18 protein-coding genes are annotated in these 20,581 nt (G+C 60.3%); 11 read left to right on the top strand and 7 right to left on the bottom strand.

Features of this window, described 5'->3' with window-relative positions:
* Positions 1-27: 27 nt before the first annotated feature.
* Both ccsA and GKZ67_RS24675 read left to right on the top strand, forming a co-directional pair.
* Complete coding sequence (gene ccsA / locus GKZ67_RS24680) at positions 28-1,134, top strand: cytochrome c biogenesis protein CcsA (protein ID WP_317172146.1); 1,107 nt, start codon at positions 28-30, stop codon at positions 1,132-1,134.
* Positions 1,086-2,612: a hypothetical protein gene (locus tag GKZ67_RS24675; RefSeq protein WP_317172145.1), complete on the top strand. Its 1,527-nt coding sequence runs from the start codon at positions 1,086-1,088 to the stop codon at positions 2,610-2,612. The genes ccsA and GKZ67_RS24675 overlap by 49 nt, the downstream gene beginning before the upstream one ends.
* A 590-nt stretch (positions 2,613-3,202) precedes the next feature.
* On the opposite strand, the gene GKZ67_RS14390 is transcribed toward GKZ67_RS24675, so the two are convergent.
* Entirely contained in the window at positions 3,203-5,992 is a 2,790-nt protein-coding gene (locus GKZ67_RS14390) for a T9SS type A sorting domain-containing protein (RefSeq protein WP_173243545.1), read from the bottom strand.
* Between the two features lie 202 nt (positions 5,993-6,194).
* On the opposite strand from GKZ67_RS14390, the gene GKZ67_RS14385 reads away from it, so the two are divergent.
* The 7 genes from GKZ67_RS14385 (at position 6,195) to GKZ67_RS14355 (ending at position 12,000) form a co-directional block, all read left to right on the top strand.
* The gene (locus GKZ67_RS14385; protein WP_173243543.1) at positions 6,195-7,016 is read left to right on the top strand and encodes a Rossmann-like and DUF2520 domain-containing protein; all 822 of its coding nucleotides are present in this window, start codon (positions 6,195-6,197) and stop codon (positions 7,014-7,016) included.
* Positions 7,017-7,075: 59 nt separating this feature from the next.
* Entirely contained in the window at positions 7,076-7,408 is a 333-nt protein-coding gene (locus tag GKZ67_RS14380; RefSeq protein ID WP_173243540.1) for a 2Fe-2S iron-sulfur cluster-binding protein, read from the top strand.
* Positions 7,409-7,517: 109 nt separating this feature from the next.
* Positions 7,518-7,754: a Fe-S cluster assembly protein IscX gene (iscX, locus tag GKZ67_RS14375; protein ID WP_151085805.1), complete on the top strand. Its 237-nt coding sequence runs from the start codon at positions 7,518-7,520 to the stop codon at positions 7,752-7,754.
* Between the two features lie 110 nt (positions 7,755-7,864).
* Positions 7,865-8,059, top strand: a complete 195-nt coding sequence (locus tag GKZ67_RS14370; protein ID WP_151085804.1) for a cold-shock protein — start codon at positions 7,865-7,867, stop codon at positions 8,057-8,059.
* Positions 8,060-8,197: 138 nt separating this feature from the next.
* Complete coding sequence (locus GKZ67_RS14365) at positions 8,198-9,148, top strand: geranylgeranylglycerol-phosphate geranylgeranyltransferase (protein WP_173243537.1); 951 nt, start codon at positions 8,198-8,200, stop codon at positions 9,146-9,148.
* A 172-nt stretch (positions 9,149-9,320) separates the two neighbouring features.
* Positions 9,321-10,484: a BamA/TamA family outer membrane protein gene (locus GKZ67_RS14360; RefSeq protein WP_173243533.1), complete on the top strand. Its 1,164-nt coding sequence runs from the start codon at positions 9,321-9,323 to the stop codon at positions 10,482-10,484.
* Between the two features lie 226 nt (positions 10,485-10,710).
* Positions 10,711-12,000, top strand: a complete 1,290-nt coding sequence (locus tag GKZ67_RS14355; RefSeq protein ID WP_173243530.1) for a glycosyltransferase — start codon at positions 10,711-10,713, stop codon at positions 11,998-12,000.
* Positions 12,001-12,102: 102 nt separating this feature from the next.
* Here the strand turns inward: GKZ67_RS14355 and GKZ67_RS14350 are convergent, their stop codons facing one another.
* Genes GKZ67_RS14350 through GKZ67_RS14340 form a run of 3 tightly spaced genes read right to left on the bottom strand, consistent with a single transcriptional unit; the run spans position 12,103 to position 14,527 of the window.
* The gene (locus GKZ67_RS14350) at positions 12,103-12,699 is read right to left on the bottom strand and encodes a class I SAM-dependent DNA methyltransferase (protein WP_173243527.1); all 597 of its coding nucleotides are present in this window, start codon (positions 12,697-12,699) and stop codon (positions 12,103-12,105) included.
* On the bottom strand, positions 12,696-13,439 hold the full coding sequence (locus tag GKZ67_RS14345; RefSeq protein WP_173243525.1) for a PIG-L deacetylase family protein: 744 nt from the start codon (positions 13,437-13,439) through the stop codon (positions 12,696-12,698). Before GKZ67_RS14345 ends, GKZ67_RS14350 begins: the two co-directional genes overlap by 4 nt.
* A 32-nt stretch (positions 13,440-13,471) precedes the next feature.
* Entirely contained in the window at positions 13,472-14,527 is a 1,056-nt protein-coding gene (locus GKZ67_RS14340) for an acyl-CoA dehydrogenase family protein (protein WP_173243523.1), read from the bottom strand.
* A gap of 417 nt (positions 14,528-14,944) precedes the next feature.
* Between GKZ67_RS14340 and purH the strand changes: the two genes are divergently transcribed.
* A complete protein-coding gene (gene purH, locus GKZ67_RS14335) occupies positions 14,945-16,465 on the top strand; it encodes a bifunctional phosphoribosylaminoimidazolecarboxamide formyltransferase/IMP cyclohydrolase (RefSeq protein ID WP_173243520.1) in 1,521 nt (506 codons plus the stop codon).
* A 176-nt stretch (positions 16,466-16,641) separates the two neighbouring features.
* Here the strand turns inward: purH and GKZ67_RS14330 are convergent, their stop codons facing one another.
* From GKZ67_RS14330 to GKZ67_RS14320, 3 genes are all read right to left on the bottom strand, one after another.
* Positions 16,642-17,148, bottom strand: coding sequence for a DsrE family protein (locus tag GKZ67_RS14330; protein WP_173243517.1), 507 nt, complete (start codon positions 17,146-17,148; stop codon positions 16,642-16,644).
* Positions 17,149-17,159: 11 nt separating this feature from the next.
* Positions 17,160-17,939, bottom strand: a complete 780-nt coding sequence (locus GKZ67_RS14325) for a c-type cytochrome (RefSeq protein WP_254244843.1) — start codon at positions 17,937-17,939, stop codon at positions 17,160-17,162.
* A 485-nt stretch (positions 17,940-18,424) separates the two neighbouring features.
* On the bottom strand, positions 18,425-19,231 hold the full coding sequence (locus GKZ67_RS14320; protein ID WP_173243514.1) for a sulfite exporter TauE/SafE family protein: 807 nt from the start codon (positions 19,229-19,231) through the stop codon (positions 18,425-18,427).
* 255 nt (positions 19,232-19,486) lie between these two features.
* Between GKZ67_RS14320 and GKZ67_RS14315 the strand changes: the two genes are divergently transcribed.
* On the top strand, positions 19,487-20,512 hold the full coding sequence (locus GKZ67_RS14315) for a rod shape-determining protein (protein ID WP_151085795.1): 1,026 nt from the start codon (positions 19,487-19,489) through the stop codon (positions 20,510-20,512).
* The last annotated feature ends 69 nt before the right edge of the window (positions 20,513-20,581 follow it).

Genomic DNA, 20,581 nt, shown 5'->3' with positions numbered 1-20,581 from the left:
TACCTTTGTAGAAAAAACAGCTTGCCCGTGAATTTAGTACTTGGAAATCTTGGTCAGGCCAGTGTAATTCTGGCGTTCGTGGCAGCGGCAGTAGCCGCTTATGGCTACTTTCAGGCGGCGCGGGGCCGGGCCCTGGGCCAGCCCGAGGGCAGCTGGCTGCGGCTGGCGCGCGGTGCTTTTTTTGTGCACGGCGCGGCCGTGCTGGCGGTGGTTGCCTGCCTTTTTACCATCATCTACACGCACCGCTACGAGTACTACTACGCCTGGTCGCACTCCAGCAACCACCTGCCGGTACACTTCATGATTTCCTGCTTCTGGGAAGGGCAGGAGGGAAGCTTTCTGCTCTGGATATTCTGGCATGTAGTACTGGGCCTGGGTATTATGAAATTCAACCGTCAGTGGGAAGCACCGGTGCTGGCTGTGTTCGCCACGGTGCAGGCCTTCCTGGTAAGCATGATTCTGGGCGTAGTGGTGGGGGGCGTAAAAATCGGCTCGTCGCCGTTTATCCTGCTGCGCGACTTTATGGTAGACCTGCCGGTCTGGAAAATCAACCCCAACTTCGTGCCTAAAGACGGCTCGGGCCTCAACCCCTTGCTCCAGAACTACTGGATGGTGATTCACCCGCCCACGCTGTTTCTGGGCTTTGCGCTCACGCTGGTGCCATTTGCCTTTGCTATTGCCGGCCTCTGGAAAAAGGAGTTGACAGGCTGGGTAAAGCCCGCTCTGCCCTGGACGGCCTTCGGCGGCGCGGTGCTGGGTATCGGTATCATGATGGGTGCCTACTGGGCCTACGAAACCCTAAACTTCGGCGGCTTCTGGAACTGGGACCCCGTGGAAAATGCCGTCTATATTCCGTGGCTCGTGCTTATCGCCGCTTTGCACGGAATGGTGCTGTGGCAGCGGCGGCGCATTGGCCTGCGCACCGCTTATACGCTGGTAATAGCCACGTTCGTACTCATTCTCTACGCTACGTTCCTGACGCGCAGCGGCGTGCTGGGCAATGCCTCGGTACACTCCTTTACCGACCTGGGCCTGTCGGGTCAGCTTATTATCTACTTGGCATTCTTTACGGTGGGGCCATTGCTTTGCTGGCCGCCCGCTGGAAGAGCATCCCGGTTTCGGAGAAAGAGCTGACGGCCTATAGCCCCGAGCTGTGGGTGTTTCTGGGAGCTACGGTCCTCTGCCTGGCTGCCTTCCAGGTGGTGGCTACTACCAGCATCCCGGTTTATAATGCCTTTCTGGGCTTTATCGGCATTAAGTCAAACCTGGCTTTGCCCGCCGACCAGATTCAGCACTACACCCGCATTCAGCTGTGGGCCGGCGTGCTGATTGGCCTGCTCTCGGGCGTGGCGCAGGTGCTGTGGTGGCGCAACACCAAGGAGTCGGTTATCAATGCCCTGGCTACGCCGACCATGCTGGCGCTGCTCACCACGGCGCTGGTGGTGCTGCTGACGCGCTATTTCGGTCATACCATGTCGGCGCCGTACGTGGTGCTGCTGCTGGCGGGCCTGTTTGGCATCATGACCAATGCCGGCACGCTCTTCGGGCTGTGGCGCCGTGGGGTTACGCTTTCGGGCGGGGCCGTTGCCCACCTGGGCATTGCCCTGATGCTGCTTGGTATTCTGGCTTCAGCGGGTTACTCCAACGTGATTTCGCGCAACATGAGTGGCAAGCTCATCTCGCGTGAGATGAACGACCAGGACAACGAAAACAACGTGCTGCTGTGGCGCAACGAAACCGGCCTGATGAATGGCTACGATGTGACCTACACCGGCCAGTACCTCGACGTGCCCGGCGTGCCCGACTACGTAAACACCCAGCTGCTGTACCGCACCGACGACGAGTATAAGGCCGTGGCGCGGGGCGAAATAAAGCAGGGCGACAAAACGTTTTACCACACGGGTGATACGCTCACGATTCGCCCCGAAAATACTTACTACCGCGTCGATTACAACGACAAGAAGACCGGGCAGAAATTTACGCTCTATCCCCGCGCCCAGGTAAACGAGGAGATGGGTGGCCTGCTCGCCTCGCCCGCCCTGCAGCGCTTCTGGGACCACGATATCTACTCGCACATTTCCTCCGTGCCCGACCCGCGCAAGGAGATTCCGTGGAGCCCGGCCATTCCGCACGAGCTCAGCGTGGGCGATACACTGTTCTTGAACGACTACTTCGCCGTGTTCCGCGCCATCGAGCAGGCGCATGAGGTGCCCGGCATTAAGCTGCAAACCGGCGACATTGCCTTGCAGGCCGACATGATTATCACGGGTGAAAAGGGACGGCAATATCATGCGCACCCTATATTCTTGCTGCGCGACCGCCAGGTGGGCCGCGTGCCCGAGATTATCGAAGACCTGGGCCTGCGCCTCACCCTCGACCAGATTGACCCCGTTAAGGGCAAATTTACCTTTGCCATCAGCACTACCGGCAAAGACTATATTATTCTGAAGGCCACCGAAAAGCCCTTTATCAACCTGCTTTGGGGCGGTACGCTGCTCATGGGCTTCGGCCTAGTGTTGAGTATGCGTCAGCGCCGGAGTGCTCGCGCCGTGCCCGCCGCTGAGCCCGCCGGCCGGCCCGGCGCAGCCCGGCCGCAGGTGCTGGCCAGCTAGCCAGCTTTGGTTTATATCTCACAAAAAAGGCGTTCTAACCAGAGCGCCTTTTTTGTGAGATACGTGCAAATAGCGGTGCTTTTAGCGCAGTTTCTAAGTCAGGGTATACGAGGTAGAGACGCCTCTTTGCGTCTCGGCATTGAACGACTATAGCTGCGCGGTTTAAACAACGACGAGACGCAAAGAGGCGTCTCTATACTGTCCTGTACCGCAGTTCGTACTCCGCTCTAAGTGAGCTTTACTGGCTGGCGTTCCGCAGGGTTGCCGACCTGTATAAGCTAATAAATTCCGGGTATGGGGCCATGCTTCCTGGCAGGCCCGCCCAGCCACCAAGCCAACTGTAGAGTGGAGTGCCACTCGGTTCTGCATGTGTCTCAAAATGCGAATTATAAATATATTAATTTACAATATTAAAGCAGTTTAGGAAGTCACGACTAAAGCAGGCTGCCCGCCGGGGATACCGCCCAACTCGACTTCCTAAACCGCTTGACTAACAGCAAATAGAGCTGCGTACAAGGGTCCGGCCGGGCTCGCAAAAAAGGCCACCCCAGCGGGGTGGCCTTTTTGTTAGGAATCGCAGAGGTGCGAGCTTATTTCACGATAGCAATCTGCCGGGTCAGCGTATCGTCGCCGTTGCGGAGCTGCAGGTTATAGAGGCCGGGAGCCAGGTTGCTCAGGTCGAGCTTGTTGCTGTAGTTGTCGCGGGCCGAGCCCGTATATACTACCTGGCCGAGCGTGTTGCTTACCTGCACACCGAGGCTACCCTTGGCGTTGGCGCCGTGAATGTCGAGCGCAAACACGCCATTGGAAGGGTTGGGGAATACCGTTGTGGCTTTGAGCAGCGCTTCCGAGGTAGTAGCAGTTACGGTTACGGCCGTTACGCTCACGTCGTCGATGTAGAGGTTGCCCTGGTTGGCCGCGCTCTTGATGTGGAAGCCCACGTACTGCGTGCTGGTGCCAGCGGGCAGTAAGGCCACTACCGGAGTTGAGGAGCCGTTAGCCAGCGCGTACGTCGTGTTGGTGATGGCATTATTGGTAAAGAGCAGGTTGGTCTGGCCGGCAACTGTTGCGGCCGTGCCCGATTTAACCTCCAGGCTTTCGGTGCCCGTCGGCGTGGTACCCACGCCCGAAGTGCGGTAGCGGAACGCCACCTGGTAGCGGGTGCTGCTGCTGGCCGGAGCCAGGGCCAGCGCCGGCGTGAAGAACCAGTCGTCGGCCGCTACGTTATTGAGCGGAATACCATTGTAGCGCATATCATTGGTGCCCGAGTAAGGGTTCTCGGTCGAGATGCGCCAGGTCGTGCCGTCGTTGTTGGCGTCGAGGGTAGTGATACCGCAGGGTAGGGACTGGCCCGAAAGAATTGTATCGAAATTCTGGTTATATGGGAAAGTCGAGACAACAGGGTTGGGGTCGCAAGATGTAGTGAATGCTACCGGCGCACTAAACAAACTGGTACCGCCCGCTGTGCAGTTGCTTCGGGCATATACCTGGTAGGTGGTAGCCGACGTGAGGCCCGTCAGGGTAAAAGGAAGAATAGTAGCCGTAACCGTAGTGCCCGCGCTATAAGGGTTAAAGCCGGTAGGGCCATATACTAGTTGATAGCCAGTATTATTAGTGGCAGCGGTCAAGTTTATAGCGGCCGTAGTAGCTGTGACGTTGGTAGCAGTAAGGGCAGTGGGCGGGGCGCAAGTGGGCGCGGCACCCAGCCCAACTTCAATAGCGAAGCGAAGTGGCAGGTTGTACTGGCTGAGGTCGTACCAGGGCGCCGCGCCGCTGAAAGAGATAAGAAACGTTCCAGGCCGCAACGGGTCTTCCTTCTGCGCTAGCACCCCAGCGCCACCAGCACTGTTCTCCTGAACTCCTACGTAAAAAGAACCGGCTGCGACCTGCAGGTTGCCAAGGCTAACCGAAACGGGGCCACCCGTGGTGGTGCGGGTCTGAACAGGTGAGGTAAACAGAATGTTGCCCGGAGCGCCACTTGCGCCCGTAGCATCGTAAACGAGCACTTTATAGGTGATGCCCGTCTGTGTAGTGGGGTTGAACGTAATAACGGCATCAGTCAGGCTGATGTCCTTCGTTACCGTTTGCTTGGTGGTGATTACTCCACCGTTGGTAGTATTATCGACATCGAAATAGTAGTCGAAGGATGGGTTACCATTACCCTGGTCGATATACGACAGTCGGTTGGGAGTGACCAACTGCGTGTACGTCGAGGTATTATTAGCTGGGTTGCCATCGCCCGTAGCAGTGGCCGTTACCACAATATTGTTGGTGCCTACTGTTAGCGTGCTGGGATACGCCGCAAATGTTACTACACTAGAAGCGTTGGGCGCCAGCGAAGCAATTGTCTGGGTGTCGGTTAAAGTATTGGCCCCCGTCACGTTCAGCGCCACGGTAACGTTGGTCAGCGGCTGAGCCCCTTTGTTGGATATTACTGCCTGAATGGCTTGCGGCAATGCAGTGGGCGTGGCAATTTTGCCAAGCGTATAAATAGCACTTACTGCGGCATCAAGCGCCGGTACCGACACAAAGCGGTAAGTCCGGCCCGCATCAGCCAGGTATGTTTGCCGCACGTTGTGTGCGTTAGCGGCCGAAGCAGGCTGATACGGCCCCGAAAAGAAAGTAGTAGTGCCCCAGGCAGCAGAAGAGCTTTTGGTAGCCAGCACATCCTGACCTACCGCGCTGCTTGAGCCCTTCAGGCCTACAGCTACGTATTTGGCGTTGGGCGCACCAGTACCCGCGGTGGGCTTATTATACACAAAGTCAACCTGGTTGGTGGTTTCATACAGCTTTACCTGGAAGGAAAAGTTGTCGTACTGACGCGTGATGATAGTGGTCACCGTTGCCGACGCCGCTGTTGCCTTGTCTGCCACATTAGTCCACTGTATCGTGCACACGCGGTTTGGTGCCGTGCCCGTTACCGCCATCTGGTAGCTGGCCCCGGCCGTACCTGACTCGAGGTCGATGTTAAACGGCATGATGAGGTTAACATCAGCCGGGTCAGTGCTATTGGCTGGCCCCAACTCAGGGGTTTGCGCATAGATGGAGTGTGCGGCGGCCTTCGACGGCGCATTGGCTCCCAGACGCAGCAAGCCATTGGTATTCAGTACAAACTGGGTAAATGCTGTGCCGTTGTAGTTAAATGTGAAACCAATATTCTGCGGCTGCGAATTATCATCGTCCGTATTGGTAGTGGCTATTGGTGTGGCGGTAGTCCCGAGGCTGTTAAATGTTTCAACCACGTTGGTTGTGCCTGCCGCGCCGTAGTTGAAATTCTGGGCCTGTGCCGCTATTATAGCGCCGCCCGCGAGCAGCGCCGTTAGGCACAACTGCCGCAGCCGGCGGCTCCAGGGGCTTACCCGAGTGTAAGGGTTCATCATGTGAAAAAAGAAAAGTGGAGAAAAAATGAAGGAAGTCGTTGACAACTAACCAACTGATTTACTGCCTTACATTTAAGAAGGGCGTTAACAGTGATTTGCGGCCACAATATGCTACTTATTCAGCAAAGTACCTTCAGATTATTTTAATCTTGGCCACGTAAAGTAGGGCCGCTGCTCTCATTCAGCGAGCGAACTTTGCCCAGTGAATACAATAACTAAGACCAGCCCGCCCCTAACAATCGGGGTGTTTGGAGCCGGGCGGGTAGCGTCGGCCCTGGTGTCGGCGCTAAAGGCAGCGGGTCACTATATAGTATTTATTGCAAGCCGCTCCCCCGGCCCGGCCGCGCTCTTGGCTGCGGCGCTGCCCGGCTGCCTGGTGCTATCGATGGAAGAAACTGCGGCGGCCCTGCCGGCTGCCGAGGTGTACCTGCTGGCCGTGCCCGACGCAGCGGTGGCGAGCCTGCTCACCACGGTATCATGGCCGGCAGGCGCGGTAGTGGCGCACACGGCAGGCGCCCTGCCGCTGGCCGTGTTCGAGACCGTGCCGCAGGTGCGCGGCGGCGTGCTGTACCCGTTGCAAACCTTCAGCCCCGGCCGGGCTATCGACTGGTCGGCCGTGCCCCTGTTTGTGGAGGCAGCCACCGCAGAGGCTGAGGACCGGCTGCTAACCCTGGCCCGCAGCCTCAGCCGGCGCGTGGCCCTGCTCGATTCGGGGCGGCGGCTGCGGTTGCACCTGGGAGCGGTATTTGCCAGCAACTTTACTAACCACCTGCTGGGGGTGGCGCAGGCGCTGCTTGCCGGGGCGGGCCTGTCGTTTGAGCTACTGCATCCTTTGGTGCAGGAAACCATAAGCAAGGCGTTGGCGGCGCAATCCTCGCCTTTTGAGGTGCAAACCGGGCCGGCCGTGCGCCACGATGCGGCCACCCTCGCGGCCCACGAGGCAGCGCTGGCCGCGGAGCCCGCCTGGCAAGAACTTTATGCGCGGCTCTCGGTAAGTATTCAGGCGGCAGCGGCGGGCAGCTAAGCTCCGGCCGGCTACCTTAACTTTGCGCTTTGCAATTACGCCCACCGGGCCCTTTTATTTTGACACCCTCCACCATTATTTTTCAGTTTCAGGACGGCCAGCCCGCCCAAACGCACATTGCGGTTAGCGGCGAGTCGGTGCTCGATGTGGCGCTCAATAACGGCATACAGCTTCAGCACAACTGCGGGGGCGTGTGCGGGTGCAGCACCTGCCACGTGTATATTGACAAAGGGGGCGATGCCTTGCCCGAGATTTCGGACAAGGAAGAAGACTTCATCGACCGCGCCATCAACCCGCGCCTCAACTCCCGCCTGGCCTGCCAGTGCGTAGTGCCAAACGAACGCCTCGAACTGGTGGTAACAGTACCGCCCCAGCACTTTCTGGGGCACTAGCCTATAGTTGAAAATTAAAAAGCACGCGCTCAAAACCGGGGCTGGCCAAGCAACAGTCCGGTTGCAAATGCTTTTTAATTTTTGATTGATACATTTTAACTCACACAAGATGAACCACTACGAGCCGCCCATTCATTGGGCCGACCACGAAGATGTCGCCATTGCGCTCTACGAGAAGTTTGGCGACGACTTTACGGAAGCCAAAATCTACCGCATCCGGTTTACCGAGCTGCTGGACTGGGTGCTGAGCCTGCCCAATTTTGAGGGCACCCGCGAGCAGGCCAACGAAGGCCACCTGGAGCAGATTCAGGCCAAGTGGGTATACGAGTGGCGCGACCACCAGTAGCCTGCCTCAACCTGCCGGGCGCCGGCCCCGTATGCAGGGGCCACTGGCAGTAAGGCACCAGTTTAATGACCACGCGAGTGGCCGCCTCTTTCGATTTTTTGCCAATCACCATGAAAACGGGCACTGTAAAATTTTTTAACGAGGCCAAAGGCTTCGGCTTTATCACCGACGATGTAACGAAGGAGGATTTCTTTGTGCACGTAACGGGGCTCAACGGCGGCCAGATTCAGCAAAACGACCGCGTGGAGTTTGAAACGCAGGAAGGCCGTAAAGGCGTGAACGCCGTCAACGTGCGGCGCGTCTGAGTTTTGTCGTCCGTCTGCCGGCCGGGCCGGTAGGCAGTAAAGTCCCCGCCGGTCGCCGGTGGGGACTTTCTGTTTTAGGCCGGTGTCGGCAATGGCCGGCCAGGGGTGCCGTACCTTCGGGGCGCTTGTCCTGCCTTTATGTCTGCCTCCCTGCTCCCTGCCTCTGCTGCCGACCCCGCGCCCACCGCAGGCGGAGCCGATGAGCTGCCCCTGGGTGGCCCCGGCCAGGCCGGCCGGCTGGCCAGGGCATTGCCGGGCCTGGTACGCTGGCCCAACCTGGCCATTATGCTGCTTAGCCTGGTGCTTGTGCGGGTAATGCTGTTGCCGGGGCAACCCCTGCGGACCGTGCTCCTGGCCCCCGGCTTTGGGCTGCTGGTACTAACCTCGTTACTGGTGGCCGCGGCAGGCTATATCATCAATGACTATTATGATGTGAAGATTGACGCCATTAACCGGCCCGACCGGCTGGTGGTGGGCCGGCTGCTGCGGCGGCGCCACGCCATGCTGGCGCATATTCTGCTGAGTGGGGTGGGGGTGGTGTTGGCGGCGGCGCTCTCGTGGCCGCTGGGGCTGGTAACGCTGGCGGCCGTGGCTCTGCTCTGGGGCTACTCGGCCCGGTTTAAGCGCCTGCCGCTGGTGGGTAACCTCAGCATTGGGGCACTTACGGCCGCGCTGGTGCTTCTGCCCGAGCTTCAGCTGCTTACGGGCCGCGAAGCCGTGTGGCTCTACGCCCTGGCAGCTTTCCTGCTAACGGTGGTGCGCGAGATAGTGAAGGATATGGAAGACATGCGCGGCGATGCCCAGCACGGCTGCCATACGCTGCCCTTGGTGTGGGGGCTGGTCCGCAGCAAGTGGGTGGCGGGGGTGTTTCTGGGCTGTCTGGCGCTGCTGGTGCTGGCAGCGGCCGGCCAGCTGCTGGTGTGGGGCCGCTGGGCCCTGGCCGCGTGGCTGCTGGGGCTGGTGCTGGTGCCGCTGGCTTGGCTGGCTCGCCTGCTGCTACGTGCCGACCGCCGCCGTCACTTTCGGCAGCTTAGCGCCTGGTGCAAGGGCATCATGCTGGCTGGGGTGCTGAGTATGCTGCTGGTGTAGCCAGGGGTGCGGAAGCCGCGCTGCGCCGTGCCGCCAGCCAGCAAAAGAGCGCAGCCAACTGGCTAAGTGCCTGAGTATGCAGCACTAGTTTGCGTATAATGCCGGGGTGAGTCAACCGCTGAGGCCGCTTTTCCGTTGAGGTCTTCAATACATTTTCATTTTACCGTTTTATATGCGCTTTTTTCCGCTGCTGCTGGCCGGGTTGGTGGGCACTGCCCTCGTAAGCCAGGGGCAGGGCCTGCCGGCTGGCCAGACCGAGTCTTCCAAGCCTCCCAAAAAAATTACCATTCTGCCGGTGCCGGTGATATTTTATCAGCAGGAAACCGGGGCCGGCTACGGCCTGGGCGGCCTGCTGAGCGGCCGGTTTGGTCAGGATACCCTCACCCGCGCCTCCAACGCCCGCGCTCAGGCCTGGTTCACCCAGAAGCATCAGTCACTGTTTCAGTTTGTGCATACTATTTACTCGCCCGGCGAGCAGTATTACCTGAACGGCGAAATCAGCTATTATAAAAATCTGCTCTACTACTACGGCATCGGCAACGATACGAAGAAGGAAAATGAGTCGGGCTTGTCCAATAACCTGCTCATTATCAACCAGCGCGTGCAAAAGAGCATTGCGCCCAAGCTGTTTGCCGGCCTGATGTACCGTTTCACGCGCACCACCGACAATACGCCCGAGCAGTACGCCACCGATGGCCACTCGCCCAACTATTTTTTGAGCAGCGATAATGGCCGCCTCGACCAGCGTCAGCGCCAGAATACCAGTATCTCGGGGGTGGGGCCGGTTATCACGTTTGATGACCGCGACGTGGCGCTGGCTGCTTTTAAAGGCAACCTGCTTGATATGAGCATTATGTTCAACGGCAAAGGCATCGGGTCAGATTATAACTTTGTGCGCTATCAAGTTGATGCGCGGCACTTTCAGCCCATTTTCTCCAGTAAAACCATTCTGGCGCTGCAGTTTCTGGGGCAGTTTCACTCCGGCGATGTGCCCTTCCGGGAGCTGGCCGGCCTGGGCGCCAACCTGGGCGGGACGCTCTATAACAACGCCAACCTCGACCGGGGTATCTACGAGCAGCGCTTCCGCGACCGGCAGATGATGACTTTTCAGGCCGAGCTGCGGCAGCACCTGTTCTGGCGCATCGACGGGGCCGCCTTCGGCTCGGTGGGCCAGGTAGGGTATAATATAACTGACTTTACGGTTGATGGCATAAAGCCGGCTGGCGGCCTTGGCGCCCGCTTCAACTTTATTCGCCGCGACCGGGTAAACCTGCGCTTCGATTACGCCTGGGGCAGCGCGCCAGGCTTTTATTTTGCTATCGGTGAGGCGTTTTAAACCAGCAGTCACCACGCCGGAAAGCCGCGCATCCGCAAGGGTAGCGCGGCTTTTTTAGGCGGATAACCAAGCAAGCTGACAGACTTGTTGTTTAAGTTAAAACGCTTATAATTAATATGTTAGTTTATAAGGTGAAATGAGCTTATAGTGAGGGCTGCTTAAGGGCGCAAAAATTACGCGGCAAACGCCTATCCTTCGTGAAGCAAGGGCGTACAAAGGGTACCATATGGACCAATTAGCCCAGCCGGCTCGCTTCCACGCCACCCGCGAAGCCACGGCTACCGCCCCACCGGCCCTACTTTCCCAGCCGCCTACCGAAGAGCAGCTGCTGCGCCAGGCCGAGCGCGCCCTGCACCGGCAATTGCCGCCGCCGGCCGCCGCTTTGCAGGCATGCGTCATTATTCCGGCCAAAGACGAGGCGACTACGCTGCCGGCTACCCTGGCCGCGTTGGCTGCCCAAACTACCCTTGCCGGGCAGACGTTACCTGCTGGTATGCTGGAAGTTATTGTGCTGGCTAACAATTGTATCGACCGTACGGCCGCGGCTGTGCGCCAGGCCGCTCGCCGGCATCCTAGCCTAGTTGTGCACGTGGCCGAGGTGCAGCTGCCACGCTCGCACGCCCATGTGGGCCGGGCGCGCCGGCTGCTGCTCGACGAGGCTGCTCAGCGCCTGGAGGATACTATCGGGCCAACGGGCGTGCTGCTCAGCACCGATGCCGATACGCTGGTTGCCTCTACCTGGCTGGCCGCCACCCTGCGCGAGATAGAAGAGGGTGCCGAAGCCGTGGGAGGGCGTATTCTTACCCAGACGCCGGCCGCCGTGGCGCCTTGTCCCGTTCGGCGTATTCAATTGCGCGATGCGGCTTACCGGGTGCTGCTGCGCCAGCTCGAAGACCTGGTAGACCCCTGCGCTGTTGACCCCTGGCCCAGCCATCACCAGCACTTTGGGGCTAGCCTGGCCCTTACGGTGCGGGCATATCGGCAGGTGGGTGGCCTGCCCGCCGTGCCTTTTCTGGAAGATGAGTCGCTATGGCAGCTCTTGTTGCAGCACGACCTGCCCGTGCGGCATAGTCCAAGGGTTCAGGTATATACTTCGGCCCGCCGCTGCGGGCGCGTAGAAGTGGGCCTGTCGTGGCAGCTGCGCGAATGGGAAACGCTCACTGAGCAGCAGCGCGAGCCGCTGGTGCCCTGCCCGCACGAGCTGGTGCGCGTGTGGCGCACCCGCCGCAGCCTCCGCGCCTGGTGGCAGCAAGGAGCCGTGGCGGTTGGTCCCGAACTGGCCCGCCTGGCCCGTGCCCTCGAAATACCCGTGCCAGACTTACTTAAGCAGGCGCGGGGAACGGCGGCCTTCGGCCAGCTCTGGCAATGGGTAGAAGCCACGCGGGGGGCAATACTGCCGGTGCCGCTCAACGGAGCACTCCGCGACCTGCGGACCTACCTGCGCGAAGGAGTGAGTGGGTGCTTCGCCCCGGCTCCGGGGCAGTCTGCCCGGCCTTTGCGCCAAGCGGCGGAATAAGACTTGGCGCCGCTCGTGCAGGCGAAGAGCGGACAGCCGGCGAAAAAGCCGGCAGCCCGCCCCGGCCAAGCTACTCTTGGGCCTGAAACTTGCGCTAATCACTTATTGCCGCTCAACTAAGTCGAGACGGTATTTAGCAGCACGGTGCCCATGCAGGTGTTTAAGTGAGCCTTGTGGGCCAGTTTGAGCCATAAAAAAATCGTGTACCTCATCGCCGGTCTGTGGGTAGTCGGGCACGGGTGGCGTCCAGTGCACCAGTAGTAGCTGCGCGCCGGGGCGCAGGGCGGCTAGCATCTGCTCCGAAGCACGTGCCAGGTCGGCGGGCGACCAGTAATAGCCAACTTCGGAAAGCAAAATCAGGTCGAACTGCCCCTGGGGAAACTCTGCGGGCACCTGCATATGCTGTAGAGTTACCTGCGGCAATTGGGCGCAGCGCTGCCGGGCCTGAGCCAGCGCCGCCTCGCTCACATCAACGCTTAGCAGCTCGCCGCAGCGCCCGGCCAGCTGCGCGGTAAGCACGCCGATAGAGCAGCCAATCTCGAAAGCCCGCTCGTAGCGCGGGCGGTTGAGCGCCGCCAGCGTATCCGCGTATTTGGCGCGCTCGTAGGGGCTGCTGGCGAAGGCCCAGGGGTCGTTATTGGCCCGGTACACATCGTCAAAGTAGCCGGGGTCAAGCGTATTTGGCTGATTGGTATTCATAAGCAAATAGCGCTTTCGATGAATACTTCGCTTGGCTGGGCAAAGTGGGCCAGCATACTGTCACTCAATAAAAAGCCGCTCGGGTCATCCGTAATAATACCGGGGGCCAGCTGCGAGCGATGGGCCGCAATGGCCCGCTGCTTCTGACCCAGCACCCCGCTGATGTTGAGTCGAAAGCCTTGGCCTTCGGCGGGCTGGGGAAGGTCGGCGGGCACGGCACGCTCCCAGGCCCACACCAGGTATTCGAGGCGGCGTGGGGACGCTGGCAGCTGGCTCAGCGCGGCGGTGGCCAGCAGGCTGCTGGCGCGGTGGTCGGGGTGGGGGTCACGCCGCCAGGGCACCAGCACCGTTTGAGCCTGCTGCCGGGCCAGAAAGTCGGCCAGCTTCTGGGCCGCCTGCTCAAACGCCGGCCCGTGGCTGGGCACCTGGCCATCGGGCAGGCCGAGGTAAAGAACATTGTTTTCATCGAGCCCCAGCACGGCCAGCGCGTGGCGCAGCTCGGCGTAGCGCAGCTCGCGGCGGGCCACGACCGAAAAATCCCGCGAGTGTGGGTGCGACATTGAGCCATCGCTTACCAGCACGGCCGCTGTGGGCTGGCCTGCCTGCCCCAGCAAAGCCAGCAGGCCGCCGCAGCCCAGGGCCTCGTCGTCGGGGTGCGGAATGACAATAACAGTGCTACCCAGCGTGGCCGCGTAGCTGGCGGGCCGCAGTGGGTAAGTAGCAAAAAGCGTATCGGACATAAGCCGACTTTACGCACTAAGTACGGGCACCGTTACCCTTGCCAGAGCTGGTAGGCGGGCTTGTCCGAAGCCAGCGCGAAGCGGCCGCTTTCGGCCAGAGCCGCATCGGGGGCCGGCTGGCGCAGGTAGTGCGTCAGGTCGCGGTGCAGGCGCTCAAAGGGTTCGGGCTGAAGTAGCCCGCGGGCACCCACACAACGCTCGGCCAGCCGCAGGGTTTGCAGGCAAATATCTTCTGTGACACCGCGTAAGCCGTTACCATAGGCCGCTGTAGCAGCCTGGCGCGCCGCTGGCCACGCCTCCAGCGGGGCAGTAGCGGGTAGTGCGGCGTGCTCGGCTGCGCCCCGTAGCCAGAGCTGGCCGGTTTCGTGCAAGGCCAGCAGCTCGCCCAGGCGCTGGCGCTGGTAGGGGTCGTCGGTGCGGCCGAGGCGGCGTAGGAAGCGGCGGGTTTCGTCGAGCACGGCCGCGGCCCCGCCCAGCTGCACAGCCGCAAACCGCGCTGCCCCGCCCCCAAACCACGGCGCCAGGTAATAGTCATTAGGTTGGCCCACCAGGTCTTCGGGTCCGACCTCCAGGCCCGTCAGGTCGGCCCGGAAGCTGGCCGTGGCCCGCATACCCAGCGGCCGCCAGAAGCTGCGGTCCAGCACCGGCGGCTGCTGGTCGGCGCGCAGCAGCACCAGCTGCCAGCCTTCCTGCTTCGGCAAAGCCCCGGTCAGCACCGGCCGGCTGATGTGTCCCGCGCCCGAGGCAAACGTTTTTGCCCCGCGCAGGCGGTAGCGGCCCGCGGTATTGAGTACGGCCTCGAGGTGCACGCCTTCGGCCGGGTTTTCCGTATTCCAAACTCCAAATAGGTGGCCGGCGCGGGCGTCGGCAGCGGCCCGCGCTACCTGCGCCGGGCTGCCAAAGCGCCGTAGCAGCAGCAGCGCATTAACGTGGCCTTCCCACAGCCGTCCTACTACCAGGTTGCCGCGCCCGATGTGATAAAGTGCTTGCAGCAGCGGCAGCGTAGCGGCAGGCTCGCTCAGTCCCATCCCTCCCAGGCTGGTTGGCAGCACGGCCGTCAGCAGGCCGGCCTCGTGCAGCCAGTGCATTTCCTGGGTCGGGAAGCCCCCGGTTTCGTCGGTAAGCGCCGCCTGGGCCAGCAGGCGCGGGCCAGCTGCGCGGCGGCCAGCACGGCCTGCGCGGGATAGGCTGCGCGGGCGTAGCGTCCTCGGCCGCTGGAGAAGAGATAAGCAAATCGGCCGTGGTGAAGTCAGTCATTTAATAATCAGGCAAAAACAATCTGGCATAAGGATGAGCCTATGCTTGAGCTTGTATAACCTCAAACAGGTAGTGGGAGTTGCACAGAAAGAAGGAGCAGCCGTCCCGGTTGTTTTTTAGCAGAAGCTACCAGGGCCGGCCGGTGCGCCTACCTTTGGGGCGCCAAGCCCTTACCACGGTTGGCCGGGTAGGGGCGAGGCAGCTTTTGCACTCCGCACAGCATTTTACCCCCTAAACTTTCCCGTTCGATGTCTGACGCTCGCCCTATTCGCGCCGCCCTGCTTTCCGTGTATCACAAAGACCGGCTGGCCCCGCTGGTAGCTACTTTGCGCCGCCTGGGCGTTACGCTCTACTCCACGGGCGGTACCCAGAAATTTCTCGAAGAGCAAGGCGCTGAGGTAATTGCCGTCGAAGACCTCACCGGCTTTCCCGAAGTATTCGGCGGCCGCGTCAAAACCCTGCATCCTAAGGTATTCGGGGGTATTCTGCACCGTCGCCACGAAGCCGGCGACCTCGCCCAGGCCGAGCAGCACGGCATTCCACCCATCGATTTGGTTGTGGTTGACCTGTATCCGTTTGAGGAAACCGTGGCCAGCGGCGCGGCGGAGCAGGACGTGATTGAGAAAATTGACATCGGCGGCATTGCCCTGCTTCGTGCCGCCGCCAAAAATTACCGCGATGTGCTCGTAATCAGCTCGCGCGAGCAGTACGAGGCTGTGACCCAGCTGCTCGATAAAACCAACGGCAGCCCCAGCATCGATGACCGCCGCCACTACGCGGCTGCCGCTTTCCAGGCTACCAGCCACTACGACACCGAGATTTTTAAGTACGTGAGCCAGGGTACCACACTGGAAGCCCAGGTACCCACGACCAGCCTGCGCTACGGTGAAAACCCGCATCAGGCCGGCACTTTCCACGGCGACCTTACGGCGCTGTTTGACCAGCTGCACGGCAAGCAGCTGAGCTACAACAACCTCGTGGATGTAGATGCCGCCGTGCAGCTTATGCGCGAGTTTGCGGGCGGGCCGCCCGCCGTGGCTATCCTCAAGCACACCAATGCCTGCGGCGTGGCGCAGGCCGCTACATTAGAAAAAGCCTATATTAATGCCCTGGCCTGCGACCCGGTTTCGGCCTTCGGTGGCGTCATCATTGTTAATCAAGAAGTTGACCTGGCCACTGCTCAGGAGCTGAACAAGCTGTTTTTCGAGGTGCTTATCGCGCCCGGCTTTGCTGCCGAGGCGCTGCCGGTGCTGCAAAGCAAGAAAAACCGTATTCTACTGCGTCAGAAGCCGGTAGCGTTTCCCAGTAAGCTGGTCAAGACCCTGCTCAACGGCATAATTGAGCAGGATGCCGACCTGCAAACCGAAACGGCGGCCGATTTCCGCACCGTCACCAGGTCGGCCCCGACGGCCGATGAAACGGCCGCGCTGGAATTTGCCCTCAAAATCTGCAAGCACACCAAGAGCAATACCATTGTGCTGGCCCGCCCCGGCCAGCTGCTGGCCTCTGGTGTGGGGCAGACCTCGCGGGTTGATGCCCTGCGCCAGGCCATCGAAAAGGCCGGTAGCTTTGGCTTCGACCTGCACGGGGCCGTAATGGCCTCCGATGCGTTTTTTCCCTTCCCCGACTGCGTCGAGATTGCGGCGGCCGCTGGCGTACGCGCCGTGGTACAGCCCGGCGGCTCCATCAAAGACCAGGATAGTATCGACGCCTGCGACCGCCTCGGCCTGGCGATGGTACTAACCGGCGTCCGGCACTTCAAGCATTGAGTTAATTAGAAATGTGAAGATGTGAAAAATGTGAAGATGTGAAAAATGTGGAAATGTGAAGATGTAGAAATTAAAAACTGTTAATTAGAAGATTCCTACTTTCTAAATTTTCACATTTTCACATTTTCACATTTTCACATTTCCACATCTTCACATTTTTCACATTTTTAATTAATTTAAGGGTGTACCAGCGCCCAGCCTTCGGCCTGGCGGATAATGAGCTCGCCGTTGCCAGTGGGCACTACCGAGATGTAAGGCAGCATATCCGCCCTGGTAAGCTTGTAGGCGTTCATCGAGTTCTGGCACTGCGCCAACACGACGCCGGCCTGCTGCAACGCCAGCACGTCGGCCTCGTAGGGTTGGTCTTTCTTAAACACCACCGTGCCGCCACTGAATGCTACCAGCTCCAGCTCCAGCTTGCCTTTGAGGCGCGGGTCGTTGAGGGCATTCAGCATGTTGTGCAGCGTCTTGCTGATAAGCTTTGGGTCATCGTTGTCGAGCTGATACACTGCCCGGTAGTGTGCTTTGGAGGCCGGCGCGCCCGTAAACTGGGCAGCCTTGGCCGCCACCGCTGCATTGGGGGGCGTCAGGAGTGGGGCGGGCGTAGCTGCCGGGGTAGTTTGGGCGTGAGCGGCTACGCTCACCAGCAGGCCGGCTAGCAGGAAACGGGCAAAAAGAGTCATGCAGGAAAGAGCTAAGAGGCAGGAAGAGGATGTGCTCTGGCAATAGGCTGAAAAGGGCCATACTTATGCTGAAGCGCTGAAAAGCCATCGGTATACGGGCCAAATGGATGGTCGATGGGCTTCTGACGCAGGTCGGGCCAGTCGTGCGGAGTGGGCCGGTGGGGGCGAGGCTGCGAGTTGATAAACGCGGCCACGTCCCAGGCCTGGGCATCGGTTAGCTGCGGGCGGTCAAACGTAGCTCCGTAGGGCATAGCCGCCTTCACATACCGGGCCAGGCTGCTGAGGCGGTAGAGGCCCGCCGCATCGGAGTAGCTGGCCGGCCCCCACAGGGGTGGGTACTGATAGCCGTGCCCATCGGGCAGCAGCTGGCCCTGGCCGGCCGGGCCGTGGCACGACTGGCACTTGGCGCCAAACACCGCCCGGCCGATTACCGGGTCGGCTGCCCGGTCGAGGTAGGGCAGGGGTATGAGGCCCGTGCCGTACACCTTCCGGCCCTTGGCAATGCCCTGACCCAGCCAGGTGAGGTACGCCACCAAAGCCCGCTGCTCGCGGCTGCCGGCCGGCAGGGCGCGGCCGTTGAGGCTGCGCTCTACGCAGTCCGTCACGCGCTTATCGATGCCTTCGACGGTACCCGAGCGGGCCCGCAGCTTGGGGTAGGTAGCGGCTACGGCCAGGTAATTGTTGGCAAAGCCCCGGGTGCCGGCGTCGAGGTGGCAGTTCTGGCAGTTCATGCCGTTGGTGAAGTGCCCCACGGAGCCGGTGGGCCCGAGGTAGCGCGCAGTATGAGCCACCAGCTCACGCCCGTAGCGGATAGTCTGCCCGGCTGCCGTAGCCGGAATCGTGGCCGGGTCGGGGGCCGCAAAAGCCGGCCGGTGGTAGCTGCCCGGAGGGGAGGGCCTTCAGCGGCTTCTGGCAGGCGGAGCGACCCGGCTTGCCGCGCTGGCCACACCAACTCGCCCAGCAGCCAGGCTACGAGCAGCCCCATGCCCGCCGCTACGAGCAGCAGCGCGCGCGCTAGCCGGACTAGCCGGGGCCGGGGTTGGATGCGTAAGCCATCGTGCGGGAGCAAGTTACTGCTTAGCACGAATTCCAGGTAAGTAGCTACGTAGTAATAGGCTGAGTTTGGTAATTATTATAAATATAGTGAATTTCTAATGTATTTTGTAGAGCTTCCAGGTTTCCCATCAGCTTGTGGGCAGCCGGCCCCGTCTACCAGCTGGTGGACTGCGCTAAAATACATTAGGCTTCCTAACTGGCTTGTTTCCCTGTTTTCGGGTTAGTGATGAGGAAATAAAAGCTCTTTAGCCAGAATAAACGTGCCCATTGCCAGGGTAAACCAGCCGAAAGCAGGCTTGAGCCGGGCGCCTGGAATGAGCGGGGCCAGGCGGGTACCCAGCACAATGCCCCCGAGCGCAAAAGCCAGAAAGCCCAGCAGAAAGCCCCAGTCGATAGCCCGGCCCGCGCTCAGGTCGCCGCTGAAGCCAATGAGCGAGTTCAAGGCGATAATAGTCAGGGAGGTGCCCACGGCCATCTTCATGGGCAGCCGTGCGCCCAGCACCAGCGCCGGAATAATGAGAAAACCGCCGCCCGCGCCCACAAAACCGGTAAGGAAGCCCACCACGGCCCCGATGCCCAGCACCAGTGCGTAGTTGGGCGCCGGGAGCCGCGGCAGGGCGGCTTCCGGCGCCGAATGGCGAATCATGGAAGTGGCCGCCGCTACCATTAGCCCGGCAAACGCCAGCAGCACCAGCAGGTCTTTGGTAAAAACCAGGCTGCCCACGGTAAACAGCTCGTGCGGAATAGCGGGCAGCAGCACCCTGCGCGTCAGAAACACCACCACGAGCGAGGGTAGCAGAAGGACCAGGGCCGTGGGCAATGCTACCAGCCCCTTGCGAAAATAGCCGGCCGCGCCTACCAGCGAGGTGCTGCCCACAATGAAGAGCGAGTACGCCGTGCTCTGCACCGGGCTTACCCCCAGCAGGTACACCAGCGCCGGCACCGTCAGGATAGAGCCGCCGCCCCCCATGATACCCAGCGCCAGCCCAATAAAAACGGCCGCGAGATAGCCCAGATAGTGCAGCATAAAGAAAAGTTGTATAATGAAAGGCGCGTGGCTATTGCTACGTAGTGGCGAAAACGCCGTGCTGCCAAAAGGACACTGTTGCCCTGCTGTGGCACGGGAGTTTGAGATATTTTTAATATATAGTAAAAATTTTTAATTCGCCGGGGCGCTGGCCCGCCGGCCGCTGTGGTTGCCGGCGGTGCAATCGTTGCCACGGCGTTCTATACTACCTTTGCTTATTACTACCAGTTTCTTATTCCGCGCTGAGCTATCTAAATGGGGTTCTTCAATTTCCTGACCAGCGACATTGCCATTGACCTGGGCACTGCCAATACGTTAATCATTCACAATGATAAGATTGTGGTGGATGAGCCGAGCATTATTGCCAAAGACCGCACCACCAACAAGGTGATTGCGGTGGGCAGTAAGGCGCAGCAGATGCACGAGAAAACACACGATAATATTAAGACCATCCGCCCGCTCAAGGACGGCGTAATTGCCGACTTCCACGCCGCTGAGGAAATGATAAAGGGCCTCATCCGGCTCATTGATACGCGCAACCGGCTGTTTCAGCCTTCGCACCGCATGGTTATCTGCATTCCGAGCGGCATTACGGAAGTGGAGAAGCGCGCCGTGCGCGACTCGGCCGAGCACGCCGGAGCCAAGGAGGTGTGGATGATTCAGGAACCGATGGCCGCCGCCATCGGCATCGGCATTGATGTGGAGCAGCCCGTGGGCTCGATGATAATCGACATTGGGGGCGGTACCACCGAGATTGCGGTTATCGCCCTCTCGGGTATCGTGTGCGACCAGTCGATTAAAACGGCCGGCGACGTGTTCAACCAAGACATTCTGGACTATATGCGCCGGCAGCACAACCTGCTGATTGGCGAGCGCTCGGCCGAGCGCATCAAGATTGAGGTAGGAGCGGCCCTGACCGAGCTCGACGTGACGCCGCCCGACTATGAGGTGCGCGGCCGCGACCTGATGACGGGCATTCCGAAGGTGATTAAGGTAACGTCGTCGGAAATCGCTATTGCCCTCGACAAGTCGGTAGCCAAAATCGAAGAAGCTGTGCTCAAGGCCCTGGAAATCAGTCCTCCCGAGCTGTCGGCCGATATCTACGAGAACGGTATTCACCTCACCGGCGGCGGCGCGCTGCTGCGCGGCCTCGACAAGCGCCTGGCTGCCAAAACCAAGCTGCCCATCCACATTGCCGAAGACCCGCTGCGGGCCGTGGTGCGCGGCACCGGCAAGGCAATCAAGGATATTCAGGCTTACCGGGGCGTACTCTTAACGTAAACTCAACTGAGAGCAAAGAATGAGGAATGAAGAATTGCCGCCGGGGTAATTCTTCATTCCTCATTCTTC

It is taken from the genome of Hymenobacter sp. BRD67, from assembly GCF_013256425.1.
Classification (GTDB): Bacteria; Bacteroidota; Bacteroidia; order Cytophagales; family Hymenobacteraceae; genus Hymenobacter.
This window is presented reverse-complemented; position numbering and strand designations above follow the sequence as displayed.

Excerpts from the sequence above, each read along its gene's own strand:
- GKZ67_RS14390 (WP_173243545.1), bottom strand. The coding sequence starts at position 5,992 with ATGATGAACCCTTACACTCGGGTAAGCCCCTGGAGCCGCCGGCTGCGG.
- iscX (WP_151085805.1), top strand. The coding sequence starts at position 7,518 with ATGAACCACTACGAGCCGCCCATTCATTGGGCCGACCACGAAGATGTC.
- GKZ67_RS14370 (WP_151085804.1), top strand. The coding sequence starts at position 7,865 with ATGAAAACGGGCACTGTAAAATTTTTTAACGAGGCCAAAGGCTTCGGC.
- GKZ67_RS14365 (WP_173243537.1), top strand. The coding sequence starts at position 8,198 with ATGTCTGCCTCCCTGCTCCCTGCCTCTGCTGCCGACCCCGCGCCCACC.
- GKZ67_RS14360 (WP_173243533.1), top strand. The coding sequence starts at position 9,321 with ATGCGCTTTTTTCCGCTGCTGCTGGCCGGGTTGGTGGGCACTGCCCTC.
- GKZ67_RS14355 (WP_173243530.1), top strand. The coding sequence starts at position 10,711 with ATGGACCAATTAGCCCAGCCGGCTCGCTTCCACGCCACCCGCGAAGCC.
- GKZ67_RS14350 (WP_173243527.1), bottom strand. The coding sequence starts at position 12,699 with ATGAATACCAATCAGCCAAATACGCTTGACCCCGGCTACTTTGACGAT.
- GKZ67_RS14345 (WP_173243525.1), bottom strand. The coding sequence starts at position 13,439 with ATGTCCGATACGCTTTTTGCTACTTACCCACTGCGGCCCGCCAGCTAC.
- GKZ67_RS14340 (WP_173243523.1), bottom strand. The coding sequence starts at position 14,527 with ATGCACTGGCTGCACGAGGCCGGCCTGCTGACGGCCGTGCTGCCAACC.
- purH (WP_173243520.1), top strand. The coding sequence starts at position 14,945 with ATGTCTGACGCTCGCCCTATTCGCGCCGCCCTGCTTTCCGTGTATCAC.
- GKZ67_RS14330 (WP_173243517.1), bottom strand. The coding sequence starts at position 17,148 with ATGACTCTTTTTGCCCGTTTCCTGCTAGCCGGCCTGCTGGTGAGCGTA.
- GKZ67_RS14320 (WP_173243514.1), bottom strand. The coding sequence starts at position 19,231 with ATGCTGCACTATCTGGGCTATCTCGCGGCCGTTTTTATTGGGCTGGCG.
- GKZ67_RS14315 (WP_151085795.1), top strand. The coding sequence starts at position 19,487 with ATGGGGTTCTTCAATTTCCTGACCAGCGACATTGCCATTGACCTGGGC.